Source organism: Arthrobacter sp. StoSoilB5 (assembly GCF_019977235.1).
Taxonomy (GTDB): Bacteria; Actinomycetota; Actinomycetes; order Actinomycetales; family Micrococcaceae; genus Arthrobacter.
On the sequence record NZ_AP024646.1, the window covers coordinates 2,192,925 to 2,207,426 of the forward strand.

The 14,502-nt window shown below is 60.5% G+C and carries 13 protein-coding genes; 2 read left to right on the forward strand and 11 right to left on the reverse strand.

Annotated features, from left to right (window positions below; genetic code table 11):
- Window positions 1-6: 6 nt before the first annotated feature.
- The 10 genes from LDN75_RS09960 to LDN75_RS10005 all read right to left on the reverse strand — a co-directional run bounded on the left by LDN75_RS09960 (window position 7) and on the right by LDN75_RS10005 (window position 12,174).
- A complete protein-coding gene (locus LDN75_RS09960; RefSeq protein WP_223937115.1) occupies window positions 7-1,557 on the reverse strand; it encodes a GMC oxidoreductase in 1,551 nt (516 codons plus the stop codon).
- 72 nt (window positions 1,558-1,629) lie between these two features.
- Window positions 1,630-3,036 carry a glycoside-pentoside-hexuronide (GPH):cation symporter gene (locus tag LDN75_RS09965; RefSeq protein WP_223937116.1) on the reverse strand — a complete coding sequence of 469 codons (1,407 nt, stop codon included), beginning with the start codon at window positions 3,034-3,036 and terminating at the stop codon, window positions 1,630-1,632.
- Window positions 3,037-3,129: 93 nt separating this feature from the next.
- Window positions 3,130-4,164: a TIM barrel protein gene (locus LDN75_RS09970; RefSeq protein ID WP_223937117.1), complete on the reverse strand. Its 1,035-nt coding sequence runs from the start codon at window positions 4,162-4,164 to the stop codon at window positions 3,130-3,132.
- On the reverse strand, window positions 4,161-4,571 hold the full coding sequence (locus LDN75_RS09975; protein ID WP_223937118.1) for a DUF6379 domain-containing protein: 411 nt from the start codon (window positions 4,569-4,571) through the stop codon (window positions 4,161-4,163). The genes LDN75_RS09970 and LDN75_RS09975 overlap by 4 nt, the downstream gene beginning before the upstream one ends.
- A gap of 1,128 nt (window positions 4,572-5,699) precedes the next feature.
- A complete protein-coding gene (locus LDN75_RS09980) occupies window positions 5,700-6,701 on the reverse strand; it encodes a sugar phosphate isomerase/epimerase family protein (protein WP_223937119.1) in 1,002 nt (333 codons plus the stop codon).
- A 1-nt stretch (window position 6,702) separates the two neighbouring features.
- Window positions 6,703-7,878: a Gfo/Idh/MocA family oxidoreductase gene (locus LDN75_RS09985; RefSeq protein ID WP_223937120.1), complete on the reverse strand. Its 1,176-nt coding sequence runs from the start codon at window positions 7,876-7,878 to the stop codon at window positions 6,703-6,705.
- A 106-nt stretch (window positions 7,879-7,984) separates the two neighbouring features.
- On the reverse strand, window positions 7,985-8,995 hold the full coding sequence (locus tag LDN75_RS09990; RefSeq protein WP_223937121.1) for a nucleoside hydrolase: 1,011 nt from the start codon (window positions 8,993-8,995) through the stop codon (window positions 7,985-7,987).
- 48 nt (window positions 8,996-9,043) lie between these two features.
- Window positions 9,044-9,880, reverse strand: a complete 837-nt coding sequence (locus LDN75_RS09995) for a carbohydrate ABC transporter permease (RefSeq protein WP_223937122.1) — start codon at window positions 9,878-9,880, stop codon at window positions 9,044-9,046.
- Between the two features lies 1 nt (window position 9,881).
- Window positions 9,882-10,820: a sugar ABC transporter permease gene (locus LDN75_RS10000; RefSeq protein ID WP_223937123.1), complete on the reverse strand. Its 939-nt coding sequence runs from the start codon at window positions 10,818-10,820 to the stop codon at window positions 9,882-9,884.
- Between the two features lie 70 nt (window positions 10,821-10,890).
- On the reverse strand, window positions 10,891-12,174 hold the full coding sequence (locus tag LDN75_RS10005; RefSeq protein ID WP_223937124.1) for an ABC transporter substrate-binding protein: 1,284 nt from the start codon (window positions 12,172-12,174) through the stop codon (window positions 10,891-10,893).
- A 298-nt stretch (window positions 12,175-12,472) separates the two neighbouring features.
- On the opposite strand from LDN75_RS10005, the gene LDN75_RS10010 reads away from it, so the two are divergent.
- Window positions 12,473-12,610 carry a hypothetical protein gene (locus LDN75_RS10010; RefSeq protein WP_223937125.1) on the forward strand — a complete coding sequence of 46 codons (138 nt, stop codon included), beginning with the start codon at window positions 12,473-12,475 and terminating at the stop codon, window positions 12,608-12,610.
- A 688-nt stretch (window positions 12,611-13,298) separates the two neighbouring features.
- On the forward strand, window positions 13,299-13,517 hold the full coding sequence (locus LDN75_RS10015) for a hypothetical protein (RefSeq protein WP_223937126.1): 219 nt from the start codon (window positions 13,299-13,301) through the stop codon (window positions 13,515-13,517).
- 140 nt (window positions 13,518-13,657) lie between these two features.
- Here LDN75_RS10015 and LDN75_RS10020 read toward each other — a convergent pair whose 3' ends face one another.
- Window positions 13,658-14,479, reverse strand: coding sequence for an SDR family oxidoreductase (locus LDN75_RS10020; protein WP_223937127.1), 822 nt, complete (start codon window positions 14,477-14,479; stop codon window positions 13,658-13,660).
- Window positions 14,480-14,502: the final 23 nt, after the last annotated feature.

The following is a 14,502-nucleotide window of genomic DNA, read 5'->3' on the forward strand; positions in this document are numbered from 1 at the left end:
CGTAATTCAGTAACCCGTTCCCGCTCCGCGCATAACCCGCGGAAGGGCACTTTCGCTGGAAATGTGGCGGGTAACCGCCCGGGCGGTCCTCACGCTCAGCGTCATTCCGGTCAGCGTCGAGTTGCAGGTCAGCGCAGTGGGCACAGCACCGTTTCCAGCCACGAAGAGATTGTCGAAGCCCCAGACCAGTCCGTCCGGGCTCGCGACGCTCTTTCCGTCATCGGTGGATCCCAGACGCACCGTTCCCGTGTAGTGCAGCGATGATCCGGGTGCGAGTGTCTCGGAGTCGCCAGGCAGGAACTCCCCGATGGCGGTGGCTGCGCGGCGCTGCACATCGCGGAGCATTTCGATCCTCCTCCGGTCCGCGTCCGTGTACGCGAAGTGAGCCTTCATGAGTGGCATTCCCAATTCGTCCGTCTCTGCGTCGGAGAATTCGATACGGTTCTCTGCACGGAGGTCCGTATTCGTGTACCAGCTCATGCCGATACGGTGCCCACGGCCATCGAAGGTTTCCATCATCTGCCCGTGTGTGGGCCGCTCGGCGCCGATGGAGGGACTCCAGTAGGCTCCGACGAACGGTTCATTCAGCTCCGGCTTGGGTAGCTTGGTTTCGGATAAGCCGAGCTTTGGCCTATCGACAATTACGCTTCCGTCGATGGAAACGTGTTCGTTCAGGTAGAGCCCTAACGCGTGGGGCCGGATTTTCGAGGCCCACAGGATCTGCGGGCTGCGCAAGGTGTCTGCGGCGACGACCACTGACCTCGCGGGTATTTCGCGCTCGGTACCAGTGGCCAGGTCACGTGCCACCACCGCGCTGACCTTTCCGTTGCTGTGCAGGATCCGGGTCGCAAGAGTACCTGAGACCAGTGCGATGTGCGGAGCGGATTCGTCGAAGAGTTCGGGCGCGATGTCACGGGGACCGGTTCGGGCGAATGAGCCCCCACCGGTCCGGCGCAGACCTGCGAGCGGCATGTCCTGGGCCTCTCGGCCGTGGATGTCCGAAGGGACCGCGGCTCGGAGTGCGGTGAGGATTGGTTCTCGATATGGATTGCCGGTGAACGCCTGTGGGTGTACGCGGAGCAACCGTTTCGCCGTTTGAAGGTCGTCAGCGAAGTCCCTGCCTGCGAACCCCGGGATCTCATCGGCGTATGGCGAGGGTGACGCTGCCGCCCAGTGAATCCCCATTCCCCCGACATTCCACGAAAAGGAAGCCCCGGAGAACTCAGTGAAATCGTGGCCGAGGTAGGAGACAGGGAAAATGCCGGTTCCTTCTGGGGTCCAGCCATCGTCACTGCCGAGTACGGCTCCGGCGTTCTTGACGTACTCGATCTGCCGGGCGCGACGCATCAGCGTCTCGAACGCTTCGCGCAGGGCCCCCTCGTCGGACTCTACAAGGTGTTCGCCTTGGTTGGTGCTCATTCCTCGGCCACTCTCGAGGACCAGGATGAATGCCTCCGGCGAGGCCCGATGAACTTCATGGGCGATTGCAGCGCCGTTCGGACCGCTGCCAATGATGACGAGATCCCAAGGGCGGATTGATGCTGTTTCAATGTCCATGCGTACTACCTTTGTTCGATGTGTGTTTGTCGGCGGCCAGCATCGGCGCAATCATCAGGCACCGATGAAACTTCACTTCGCGGGTTGCAACGAGGCGGTGTCCAGGCGTTCCCGAATGTCGTGATTCTGTGCGTCCGACAACTTGTAGAAGAAGAACGGGATGATCGCCGCGAACGCGAAGAAGGCCGGAACGAGATTAGACACCAGGTTCATTCCGTTGATCGCCTCCGGCGACTGATGTGCATTTGCGATATACCCCAAGGCGCCAATTGCGGCGACGCCTGCCGCTCCACCGATCGCGTTGCCTACCTTTTGGGCGAAACTGATCACGGCGTATGACGTTCCGTCCGCGCGAACGCCGGAGCGGTCCTCCGCGTAGTCGATGGCATCGGGCACCATGGACCAAATGATGGGACCGTTGAACGAGACAAGTCCGTAGACCACCAAGGCGACGATCGTGCCGGTGACATTCGTCGGGCCGATTACATATACAGCAATGAGCGACAAACCTTGAGCAACAAGTGACATGCAGGCCATGAGGCGCTTACCGTAGCGGCGCGTTAGCGGGGTAAATAGGGCGATTCCGACGGCGCCTGCGAGGGCGGGGGCGGCCATGAAGACGGAGACGAGGTCGATCCGGCCCACTGCGTAGATGTAGTAGTAGACCACGATTCCAAGGCGACCGAAGAAGCCCGTCATCGACAAGAGCATCATCAGGAAGATGAGCATGAGCGGACGATTGCCGACCACCACATGAATAGTCTTCCGAATCGGAACTCGGGTGGAGGCGACCGGCCTAACGAGTTCCTTGCTTTTGAATGCAACGGCCAGGAACATCGGGAGGGCGATCACGGACATGACGACTGCTGTCCAGGTGTAGCCCTGCACAGTTCCAGTTTCGTTGTGGCCTGTCCCGCTGAAAGTGAGGATCAGGGGAAGGGTCAGCGCGCTGAGTAGTACTACCCCGATGTTCGTCCCAATCATGCGGACCGAGTTCAGCGTGACCCGTTCCTGCTGGTCGGCGGTCATCACCCCAACGAGTGCGCCGTACGGTACGTTAACTGCCGAGTAAGCAATTCCGAGAAGCCCATAGCTTACGACGGCGTAAATGAACTTGGCGACGTCGCTGCCGGGAATGGTGGTGAACGAGAGCACCATGAGCACCGCCAATACAGGGGAACCGTAGATCAACCACGCTCGGAAGCGCCCGAATCTGCTTTTGGTACGCTCGGCGGCGGCGCCAATCGCCGGGTCAATCACTGCGTCCAGTACACGGGCGAGGAGCATAAGGACGCTCACTGCAGCGGCCGACAGTCCAACGGCGTCCGTGTAGAAGAGCGCCAGATAGGAACCCGTGGTAGTCCAGATGAGTTGGCTGGCGAGGTCACCAAAGCCGTATGTGAATTTTGTGCCCCATGTTAGTTTCGGACGGACAATCGGCGCTGTCGTTTTCGCTGGAACTGCACGATCGATCACCATTGGTCTCCTTTGACCCTCAGTTATTTGGCTGATGCCGTTGCGCCAGCCAGGGATTGGGGCTCCGAGTGGCAGCTCGAAGCCCCAAGCACGGACTTAGATGCGCGTACCGGCTGCCTTTTCCAAGCTGCGGCCCAATAGTCTCTGGTGGGCCTGCACCTGGTCGAAAGCGCTGACGTTGGAGGAGGCGAAGTAGTGCCCCTCCCATTCGGTGGAGATATAGCCCTTGTAGTTAATATCGACCAGCAGGCGAGCGACAGCGTCATAGTCGATGCTGGGCTCGTCACCGACGGCATCAAACTCGTAGCACTTGCCGTGGACATGGATGATCTGGTCGGCGATGTCATACCAGCTCTCCATTGGCTCTGTGCCGTGCATTGTCAGCGCACCTACCGTCGGAGCGATTGCTTCTTCCGAGGCGCCGCGCGCGAGTGCCAGCCTGCGGAATGCCTGAAAACGGTCTTTGATTGTGCCGGGCGCGGTTCGCCAGTTCTCAACGAAAATGTCCACGAGATCCTGGGGCAGGCCGGCTTCGACCCATTGGTGCTGCTCCGTCAGGGGTATGTCACGCATTGTGGCGCTGAAGTCGGGGATGAATCCCAGTGCCGGCGAATCAAGTTCGGCGTAGAGGTCGCGCACACGCATGATGCTCTCGGTGCGTGGTCCCTCCGGTGCGTGGAGTTCCATACCCATGCGCAGGCCCAGGTCCTCAGCAAGCGGAGTGACCCGCTGGATTACTTCTGCCGACGCCCCGATTTGGATACGTACGATGTTGAACCCGAGCTTATTTGCTGTGCGAAGTTGCCGTTCGAGCAGCTCTGTCATCTCATCGGCGTTCAGGAACCGATCTGAGCGAAGCGCAATGTCGACATTTGAGCTCAGGCAAGTGGGAACCAAGCCAAGCTCGTCGATGAGGCCATGCCACTTGTCTGTCGTCGCATCGTCGATGTCGGGGAAGCTTCGCAGTGACTGATACCCGACGACCTCCACCCCCGGGCCCAGTCCCCGTGCGGCAACTTCGCGCAGAATTTGCTCCAGGTCGAATTGCCCGCTGAGCCACTCATTCGTGAAGGAATATAGGGTCAGGCCGGACCCAATTGTTGGCAACGAGTAGTTGTTCGATGCGGTCATGGCTGCTCCTCACGGACGACAGAAAGCTTGCGGGTCTCACTGGTGCTCCGCTTCAGCGCGGAATCAGGGCCGGTTAGGATGTATGGGATCCGGAGCGTGATGGATAGCGTCGTATTGACGGCACCATTGAGATCTCCTGGGGTCGGGAAGCGAACGATGGCCCGGTCCTGGACGAACCAGGTCTCCTGCCACCGATCCGCGATGGCGTCGAGCTCGCTTTCGATCCCGTTGATCTCTACAGTCAGTTCATTTCGAGGTATGGTGTGGCCGTCAATCGAGACGGCGATGTCTTCAACAGTTGACGGAGCGAGGCTCCGGTACCAAGGCAGGCGCAAGGTAACTTGCGCATTCCCCGCCTGGTTGACCCGGACTTCGTCCCCACCAATCACTCTTTCAGTGGCACTCACAGGCTTTTCCTCAGGTTGATTCCAGTAGTGGCGCCTTGGCCGAGCCACCTGCCGCAAATCTGCGACAGTGCGTCGTAGCAGTGTCGCGTTGGGGGTGGTTCCGCGTGATGCCCGAATTCATTGCGATGCTGAAAATCGTCGGACCGGTTGCTGATCGGTCTCAGCCCGGGACTTCCAAAACGTCGGACCACGGATCCCTCGCTACGCTGCGCGCCGGGCGTCCAAGTATTCTTCCAAACTAGCCCAAATTTGTCGCACATGCAACAAATTGGCCTAGTGAAGTTGGCTATATGCCGCTTGCATCTCGCGCATGCAAAGGCGGCAGAGGAGCCAGAATCGACTGTTTGAGCCGTCGACTCATGTTGTGTCTCGCTTCGTGTGCTGCCAGTGACCAGCACGAGCCCGCGTGTTCGCGGGCGATCGCGCCGGTGGACCTGACGGGAATTTTGTGTCGTTCCGCGAGTTTTGCCACCTTTGATGGAGCCCGCGGTTTCCTTTCAGGGCACGGCTCCGGGTTGCGGGAGCGACTAGATCGAACTGGCGCAGCAGCCGTTATCGGGGCCGGGCGTGGGGGCGGGGCTGCCTGGAGGTCGCGCCGCAATTGATCGGATACGTCCGAAGCCACATGGATCCGTTCCGCCCGCACGCACGCGTCCGGGATGTTCCCTGGCACCCCTCAGCAGTCCGGCTACAACGTAGGGCCGGTGTAGAGGCGCCGCAATAACCTAGCATGAAGCCCATCCGGTAATAGCGACGGCGGTCCGATCACGGGGAAGTCGGAGCGGGCTGTAAATGGACGAGCACGTCAGCAGAAACGTTGTCCTGGCGGGGGAAGGATCCACGGCCATGAGGTTGTTATCACCAACGCCCGAAGTTCGTGCAGAACCTCAGCGGCAGCAAATAAGGAGGGGCACTCGCAGCGGGTTGAAGCATTGACAGCCAATCGCCGTTGTGGCGGCATCATGGGTGTGCGGGCGAAGACGAAAGCTTAGTTATTTGGAGTCATTTTCATTCTTGCTTTGTTAATCTAAGCCAATTTCCCTGTATGCGCGTCGCTGTTCACATTCCTTGATTCCTCGGTCGGTTGCACTAAACGCGACTCGAATGGCCTCCGCAGCGGGTCATAGCCTAGTCTTCGCTGCTGAAGGCGGCGTCGAAGGAGGTTTGAGATGCGGGGAAGTCGAATTTCTTGAGGGCGGCGAGGGCTTCGGGGGCGCCGTGGAGGCGGTCCATGCCGGCGTCTTCCCATTCGATGCTGATGGGTCCGTTGTAGCCGATGGCGGTGAGGGCGCGGAAGGAGGATTCCCAGGGCACGTCGCCGCGTCCGGCGGAGACGAAGTCCCAGCCGCGGCGGGGGTCGCCCCAGGGCAGGTGGGAGCCCATGACGGTGTTGCGGCCGGTGGGTCGGAGCTTGGTGTCCTTGCAGTCCACGTGGTAGATCCGGTCCTTGAAGTCCCAGATGAAGGACACGGGGTCGATGCCCTGCCACATGAAGTGGGAGGGGTCCCAGTTCAGGCCGAAAGCTGGCCGGTGGCCGATCGCTTCAAGGGTGCGGACGGTGGTCCAGTAGTCGTAGGCGATCTCGGAGGGGTGGACTTCGTGGGCGAAACGGACCCCGCATTCGTCGAAGACGTCCAGAATGGGGTTCCAGCGGTCGGCGAAGTCCTGGTAGCCGGCGTCGATGACCTTTTCCGGGACGGGCGGGAACATGGCGACGTACTGCCAGATGGAGGAACCGGTGAACCCGACCACGGTGTCCACGCCCAGGGCTTTGGCCAGGCGGGCGGTGTGTTTCATTTCTTCGGCGGCGCGTTGGCGGACGCCTTCGGGTTCCCCGTCGCCCCAGACGCGGGAGCCGACGATGGCTTCGTGGCGGAAGTCGATGGGGTCATCGCAGACGGCTTGGCCTTTGAGGTGGTTGGAGATGGCCCAGACCTTCAGGTTGTATTTGTCCAGGATGGCGAGTTTGGATTCGATGTAGCCGGGTTCGTCCCAGCGCCAGGCGTCCAGGTGGTCTCCGGACACGGCGATTTCCAGGCCGTCGTAGCCCCAGCCCGAGGCAAGGCGCGCGACTTCCTCGAAGGGGAGGTCGGCCCACTGGCCGGTGAACAGGGTGTACGGGCGGGGCATGTCAGGCTCCTTCAGTTTGTAGTGTTTTGTGCTCGACGGCGGTGATGGTGCTTTTGTTCTTGGCGGATTCTTCGATGGCGGCCAGGACGCGTTGGATTTGGAGGCCGTCTTCGAACGACGGCGACGGGGCCTCACCGGAGGCGATGGCGGTCAGGAAGTCGCGGATCTGGTGCGTGAAGGTGTGTTCCCAGCCGATGATGTGTCCCTGCGGCCACCAGGCGTCGAGGTAGGGGTGTTCGGGTTCGTTGACCAGGATCCGCCGGAAGCCTTGCTCTCGCGGAGGGAGGGTTGCGTCCAGGAAGTTGAGTTCGTTGAGGTTTTCGAGATTGAAGGAAAGTGCTCCGTTGGTGCCGTAGATTTCGATCTGCATGGAGTTTTTCTGCCCCGTGGCCACACGTGACGCTTCAACGGAGGCGCCCATTTCCCCTGTGAGCCAGAATGTGGCCCAGGCGGCGTCGTCGACGGTGACATCCTCTGGTCCGTCTGGTCCGGGTCGTTGGGTTACGAAGGTTTTCAGGACTCCGGAGGCTTCCAAAATGGTTTGTCCGGTGAGGTATTGGATTTGATCGATAGCATGGGAAGCAATGTCACCGAGCGCGCCGGTTCCGGCGGTTTCCTTGCGCAGCCGCCAGGTCATGGGGGACTCGGCGTCGGCGAGCCAGTCCTGCAGGTACGCGGCGCGGATGTGACGGACGGTGCCGAGCCGGCCTTCGGCGATGAGCTCGCGGGCCAATGCCAACGCCGGGACGCGCCGGTAGTTGAACCCGATCATCGACTGCACGCCCCTGGACCGGGCCGCCACAGCGGCGTCGGTCATGGCTTCGGCCTCGGCCAAGGTGTTGGCCAGGGGCTTCTCCACGAGCACGTGCTTGCCGGCTTCGAGGGCCGCGATGGCGATTTCGGCGTGCATCCAGCCCGGGACGCAGATGTCCACGATGTGAATGTCGTCCCGCTCCAGGACCGAGCGCCAGTCGGTGGCGGATTCCGCCCAGCCGTACTTGGCTGCTGCCTTCGCCACCTGACCGGCGTCCCGGCCAACGAGCACTTTCTGCTCGAAGGCTGGCACGTCGAAGTAGCTTCCAACATTGCGCCATGCATTCGAGTGGGCTTTGCCCATGAAGGCGTACCCAATCATGGCCACCCCTAAGGGCTGTGGTGCTGCCGTTGTGCGCAACATTGTCATCCTCCTATGATTTGCAGCCCCGAATGGGGCTTGTAGCCTCTGGCCGTCCGACGGCGTGTTGTCTTTTTGCTGTTTGGGGTGCGCGGGAATGCCAAGGCGCTCAGTCGCTTCGAACGGTGCCCCGCGCCCGGTGAAGGCTGTCATCGCGGCCTGTCGCGATTTGGCGGTCAGGGTTCTCCGCCGCAAAGGCGGCGATCTTGTGATAGAAGTCTTCAAACATGAGCCGGTTGTCGACGTGCGTGTATTGCCGCATCGGACGTCCGTCAGGGTTCGCCCCGTACGACCCGTCCGGGTTGATCCTGGGCGTGGGCACCGTCGAGTGGAAGCTGGACGATGAGTCCGGCTCGAACGACGACTGCAGGGCGGTGAGCAGGACCAGTGGGCTGTCTCCGAGCGCATAGGTCTCTCCCATTAGTAGGCCGACTTTCTCCGCGCCGTCAAACACCTGATCGATCGCCTCGATCAGGCGGGCGCCGATACGCCCCATGGGCTTAACACGCGAGTGAAGTTCTGCCCGGGACACCAGGCACTGACGATAGACATTGCGGGGCACCTGCCAGATCGGGATCTGAGAGTTATTGAAAATCACTTGCCCAGCCGTAACATCGATGTTCAGGTTGTACTCGATTCCCCTGGGGCCCTTCGGCCCGACGGCGACGCCCTCAGGCTCAGCGCCCCCAATCCAAACTGCTGTAAGCCGTTCGGCGATCCGGGGTTCGATAAGATGTGCGCTCGCGAGCTCAGTAAGCCCTGCTCCGAGAGCGACGTACAAGGGTAGATCGGTGTCTTCCCGCATGGCCTCGGCAACGATTGCCTCAGCGGCCTCAGTGCGGATCGGCTCGATGGGTGAGCTGAGACCGACATTGGATCCCAGCAGGACTGGAGGCTGCCTCTCGAGCCCGAGCAGTGAAAGTATTTCCTTCGCTACCTTGACTGCATTGTCAGCCTGTCGAGAGGAGGAATCGAATGGATCGTCCGGAGAGAGGTGTGAGCCAATCGCGAACGGGATCTCCACGGAAGGCGACAGCACATGATGGACGAGTTGGAAGAGGCCGTCAGGATCGCCGGAAAAGTCGTTGTCGATGATTACTCGTGCGCGAGGAGTTGCCATGCCGTTATCGTTTTCCGCGCGGGACTTTGATGTCAATAATCGTTCTCATTAGCCTTTGAGGCCTCCTGCGAAACCCTGGATGAATCTCCGTTGGGCGAACAGGTAAAACGCGAGAATTGGGACCATCGACACGATCACGATGGCAAAAATCTTGTTCCATGATGAGACCATGGAGCCGATGTAGAAGTACATCGCTACTGGGAGGGTTTGGTTGTTTGAACCTCCGAGGAAGATGAGTGACGTGAAAAAGTCATTCCACACAATCAGGCCAGCCAGAATTGCGACGGTTCCCGTTGCCGGAGATATCAGCGGCAGAATAATTCCTGTAAAGATGCGGGTCCGACCCGCTCCATCGATCGTCGCAGCCTCCTCGTATTCGACTGGTAGCTCACGGATAAATCCGGCATATATGAATATCGATAGCGGTAACAACATTCCGGAGAACAGCACAATCATTCCGAAGGGCGAGCCCGTAAGGCCCAAGCCGCGCGCACCAATGTATAGAGGAACGGTTCCAAGCTGCGTCGGGAGGACGATCGCGATGAGGAATAGATAATACGCGATCCGGCCCAACCGCCGAGTGCTGCGGGCGATGACATAGCCGGCCGTGGAGCCAAGGACAACGAGGCCGAGGATGCTTCCAGCTGTGATAATCAGACTATTGACCAGGCCGAGTGCGACGTTTGAATTGCCGCGGGCCGACAACACGGAACCAAAATTGGCAATCGTCGGTTCCTGAGGTAGCGCCAGCGCCGATGCTGAGAACACTTCCGTGTCTGGTTTGAGCGCGGTGGAGATGAGGAAATAGAACGGCAGCAGAAATAGGGCAGCGATGAGCCAGAGACCTATCTCCCGTGCCAGCGTGAATTTCGTGTAGCGAAACATGTCAGCTCTCCGATCTACGGGCGGTTACCCGCTGCTGAACGACGGCAAAAAAGAAGATAATGACGGTCAGTACGACCGCCAGGGCCGCCCCGTAGCCGAAGTTGCCGAGTGAAAAGGCCTGCTTGTAGACGAGGGTCGCAAGGGTTTCAGTCGCTCCTGCCGGACCTCCGTTGGTAAGAGCGAGAATCTGGTCGAAAATCCGCAGGCCGTTGACAATTCCTAAGGTGGTGGAGATTGCGACGGCCGGTCGGATGGCAGGAAGCACGACATACCAAAGGCGTTGCAATAGGCCAGCCCCATCGATTGCCGCAGCTTCTTCTATATCCGTGGGCACCGACGCTAGCCCAGCCATATAAATGACCATGGAGAACCCCACCTGCTGCCAGCACGCAACGATGACAATCGCCCAGATCGCGAACTGCGGATCGCCAAGCCAGGACCGAGTGTATTCTCCAAGGCCCAGAGCTTTCAGTGCCGCATTTAGAGGGCCATTGAAGTCGAAAATGAACTTCCAGATGTAGGACACGGCAAGCGGGCTGAGCACTACGGGCATAAAGAACAAAACCCGGAGTATATATCGTGTCCGGATTACGCGATTGAGCCCAAGCGCTATAGCCAATCCCGTAATGTTGACGATGATGACCGATCCGAATGCGAGGAACAGGGTGTTTCCTAGAGCAAGGAGCTTGGATGGTTCAGACAAGATCGCTACGAAATTGTCAAGGCCGATCCAGTTAAAAGAACCCAAACCCGTCCAGTCCGTGAATGCAAAGAATCCGCCGATCGCCGTTGAGGCATAGTGAATAGTGATGACGAACACCACCCCGGGAAGAGCCCACCACCAGTGACCGTAGGAAAGACCGGTGCGGGTTCTATGAGTGCTGGATACCGATCTGCCGGGCAGCGGAGGAGGTGCGAGATCTGGCTTTGTAATAGTCATGAGGTGATCCTCGATTAGTCAGGGTGCGGGGCCCGGTGGGAATTCCGGGCCCCGCACCCGGTTGGCGTGGCTACTTCTTATCCCAGGCACTATCCATTGCTCGCAGAACTTGGTCAGGTGTCTGCTGGCCAGTGAGGAGACCTTGAACTCCGGACGCGAGCGCATCGGTCACGGCGGCATTGGGCCAGTTTGAGTTGGGCATCGCGACGTAGTCGCCTTTGGCGAGTTGCGAAGAGACATTCGCATATGGAGTTCCCGCTAGATCGGCTTCCTTCGTCTGGCCTACGGGGAGGGTACCTTGTACCTTTGCGAAGAGTGCAGTTTGCTCCGGCTCAGCCGCCCAGTTGAGGAACTTCTTCGCCGCATCCGTGTGCGGAGCCGACTTGGTAAGCGACAGGGAGAAATTGGCGTTCGCGTACCCAAAGTGCTTGTCGCCTGAGGACACGGGAGGGAAGTCTGACACACTGAAGGACTGGTCGGGTGCGGCTCCACTAAGCTCTCCGGTCACGCTACTGGGGGCCGTGACTGCAAGCCAGGGTTTGGCGCCCAGATTTTGAGTAAGGCTTTCAGGTCCGGCGCCGGCGGCACCGTCCTGGAAGCAGCCGGCGTCCTTCATTTTCACAATGGCCTCGAGAGTGTCCTGCCACCCCTGCGTCCCCGCGAAAGTGACTTTCTTGTCCGCCCGCTGCTTGTTCCAGTCCGGGTTCTTCGCGTACACCCGTGTGGCGGCGATGATCTGCGCAGTCGAGCTCGTGGATGGCGGAAGCTGCCCCGCAATGACGAATAGGGACTTGCCCTTGGACTTTGCCGTCGAGCACGCTTCCAGCAGCGAGTTCCAATCGGAGGGGTAAGAGATCCCCGTTTCCTTGATGAAGCTTTCGTTCACAACGGTGCCGATGTATGTCAGCCCCAGCGCTTGACCGTACGTTTTCCCGTCGGTCTGCAAGAGCTCCTCGTTCCCCTTCGGAATCGTCTTGGTGGCCGAGTCGTCGAGCGGCTGAAGGAGTCCCGCTTTGGCCAGCGTGATCACGCTGGAGGCCTGACCGCTGCCCGGGGTGGTCGCTATGATGTCGGACGCGTTCCCGGACTGGAGTTGGGTGCGGATTGTCTGGTCATAGGAATCGAGGGGAATCGCGTTGAGGGTGAGCTTGACGTCCGGGTGCTGCCTCTGGTACTCGGCGGCAAGCTCCTGATAAGGGTTTGTCTGGCCCGTGGTGACGCCGAACGCGATTGCGATCTCGTTTCCGCCCCCGGCCGGGTTCGCGTTGCTGGAACAGCCTGCGAGGGCGAGTGATCCAAGGATGGGGACGGCCAGCAAGGTTGCCACCCGTCGGGCTCGATGATAATGCGCCATGTTAGGCCTCTCTGACTTCGTTGTCTGCCGTGCAGTCTGAATCTCCTACGCCTGTTCTGCGGGCATTCGATTAGATACGTAGCGTATTCAATGTAGTTGCCAGCAAGTCCGCGAGAGAAGTGCTGGTATCAAATTGTTACACATGCGCTATTTTTGCAAAAGGTCCAGCACGAAGTGGAGTTACGGGCGCTTGTATGCAGGACGCAGGCGTGCTGTCGGATCTCGCATCGAGGTTGGCGCTGAGGATACTTCGGTTTCCAACCATCAGGCCTACCGGCAATTCGGCGAGCTTCAGGACATGACCGTCAACGTCGATGCCATCCACACGTGGAGCGTGACTGCGGGTACCGTCCGTTGGCTGTCCATTGGAGGAGTCCTCTCCGGCGAAGACCGGGCTCTCTTTGACGAACTCCACCTGCACTCATTTGAGTCGTAAGCCTTGGACGAAGGACTTGGGTCATCGAGGTTGCCCGGCCGGCGCCTCCAGAAGAGCGGACTTCCAGCAAGGAATGAACATGTGCCATCCCCTGACCGGCCGGCAGTAACCGGACGTCCGTGCAGCACGCCGCCGGTCGATGGTCACTCTCCGGCACCCAAGGACGCCCGGGCTCTCGACCCCGGACAGCGTCGTAAGTCAAGCAAGCCCGGCCAGGACGCGCGAACTCCCGAACCAGCACTTGGTTCAGCCGACTCCTAGTCCGGGGCGGGCGGTGACGGACGGACTCCTCGGCGATGCCCATTATGTACTGAAACTCCGGCAGGCCGCAGGGGGCAATACGCGATAGTGCGCGAGGCGGCGCCCAGATGGGTGCCGCCTGTTAGGTGAGGAGTAGCTGAGTGAGCAAGGGGTCGTCAGCTTCTCGCTGGTGCCCAGCAGGGTCCTCACGCGGGAGAGGATCATCGGAAAGCTTGATCGTTGGCGCCTACGCGGAGCCGGTTGTGGGTGACGGTCAGGCGACGATCGCGCTATTCCACGCCCGTAGAAGCTCAGGGCAATTTTGGATTTCCGCGGGGCCGGCGATGACGTCGAGGCGGATCTGGGCCCAGGCCTGGTTGTCGAGGTCGCGGCCGTCAGTGCGGGGGCGCCGCCGGGCCGGGTTTCGAAGCGTTTGATAAAGGAGTCAATGACGCCGAAGGCGGAGCCGCCGATTTCGACCCCGCAGGGCTGGCAGGTGGCGGTGCCGGCGGTTGCGGTTCCGAGGGAGATTTCGGGTGTGTCTTCGAGGAAGAACGGTCCGAAGGCGGTGGCTTCGGTGACGGCGGCCGCGCTGGTGTGGGCGGGGTTGTTGATGGCGATCGTTTGCGTGGACAAGCCAAGGACGTCCGAGATGAGCCGGGCGTAATGGACGAAGTTGTGCCGGTTGACCGGCGTGTGGCAAATGTTCTGCCCTTGAGTTCGAAGGCGGAACTCGCCACCGAGCAGGGGATCGAGGGCCTGGACTTCGCATTCGACTGTAGCCGAGGCCCTGGCCGTCGCCAGGAACTACATCACTGCGTGGGCCCCGCCGTCCACGACAAGGTGGGAGCCGGTGACCCATTTTGCTTCATCGGAGGCGAGATAGAGGCCGGCGTAAGCGACAGCGAGCGGATCGCCTGGCTTGCCGTCGATTGTGCGCTCGAGGATTGGTGAGACGGGTGCGTTCTCGCCGAACTCCGCGAACATGGCCAGAACCGGCGGGGTCGCCATGACACCAGGACTCACGCAATTGACTCGAACGCCTACGGCGACGCCTTCGGCGGCGAGTTGCCGGGTCAGGCCGATGACAGCACCCTTCGCCGCTGCGTGGGCTGCCTGTGGCAGCGCCCGTGCACCTTGGATTCCTGCAACCGAACCGATGTTCACGATCGCACCGCCGACGGCGGCCAGGTGAGGCCAGACGCTTTGGCACGCGTGCCACACCAGGTCCAGCTCGTTCTGGATGGTAAACCGGTAATCCTCGCCGCTCATCTGGGCAAACGGTGCGAATTTCGGCATGCTGGCGTTGTTGTAGAGCACGTCGATGCGGCCGTGGCGTTCGATCGCGCTACTAACCCAGCGATCGATGTTTTCCCGGTTGCCCAGGTCCAATGGGGCACTTGATTCGATTGAGCCTCCGTCGGCCTCCACCAGACGGACCGTCTCCGCAGCTCTGTCGGCGTCGAGGTCGCAACCGACGATCGTGGCGCCTTCGCGTGCGAACAGCCGGGCGGTCACCCGGCCCATTCCGCCCCCGATGCCTGTCAACAGGACGACTTTTCCTTCCAGACGACCACCACCAGCCATGGTTCCTTCTCCGTTCATCTCGTCATATGTATTGGGGCCCATGCAACCACAGCGAGGAGGGCGCC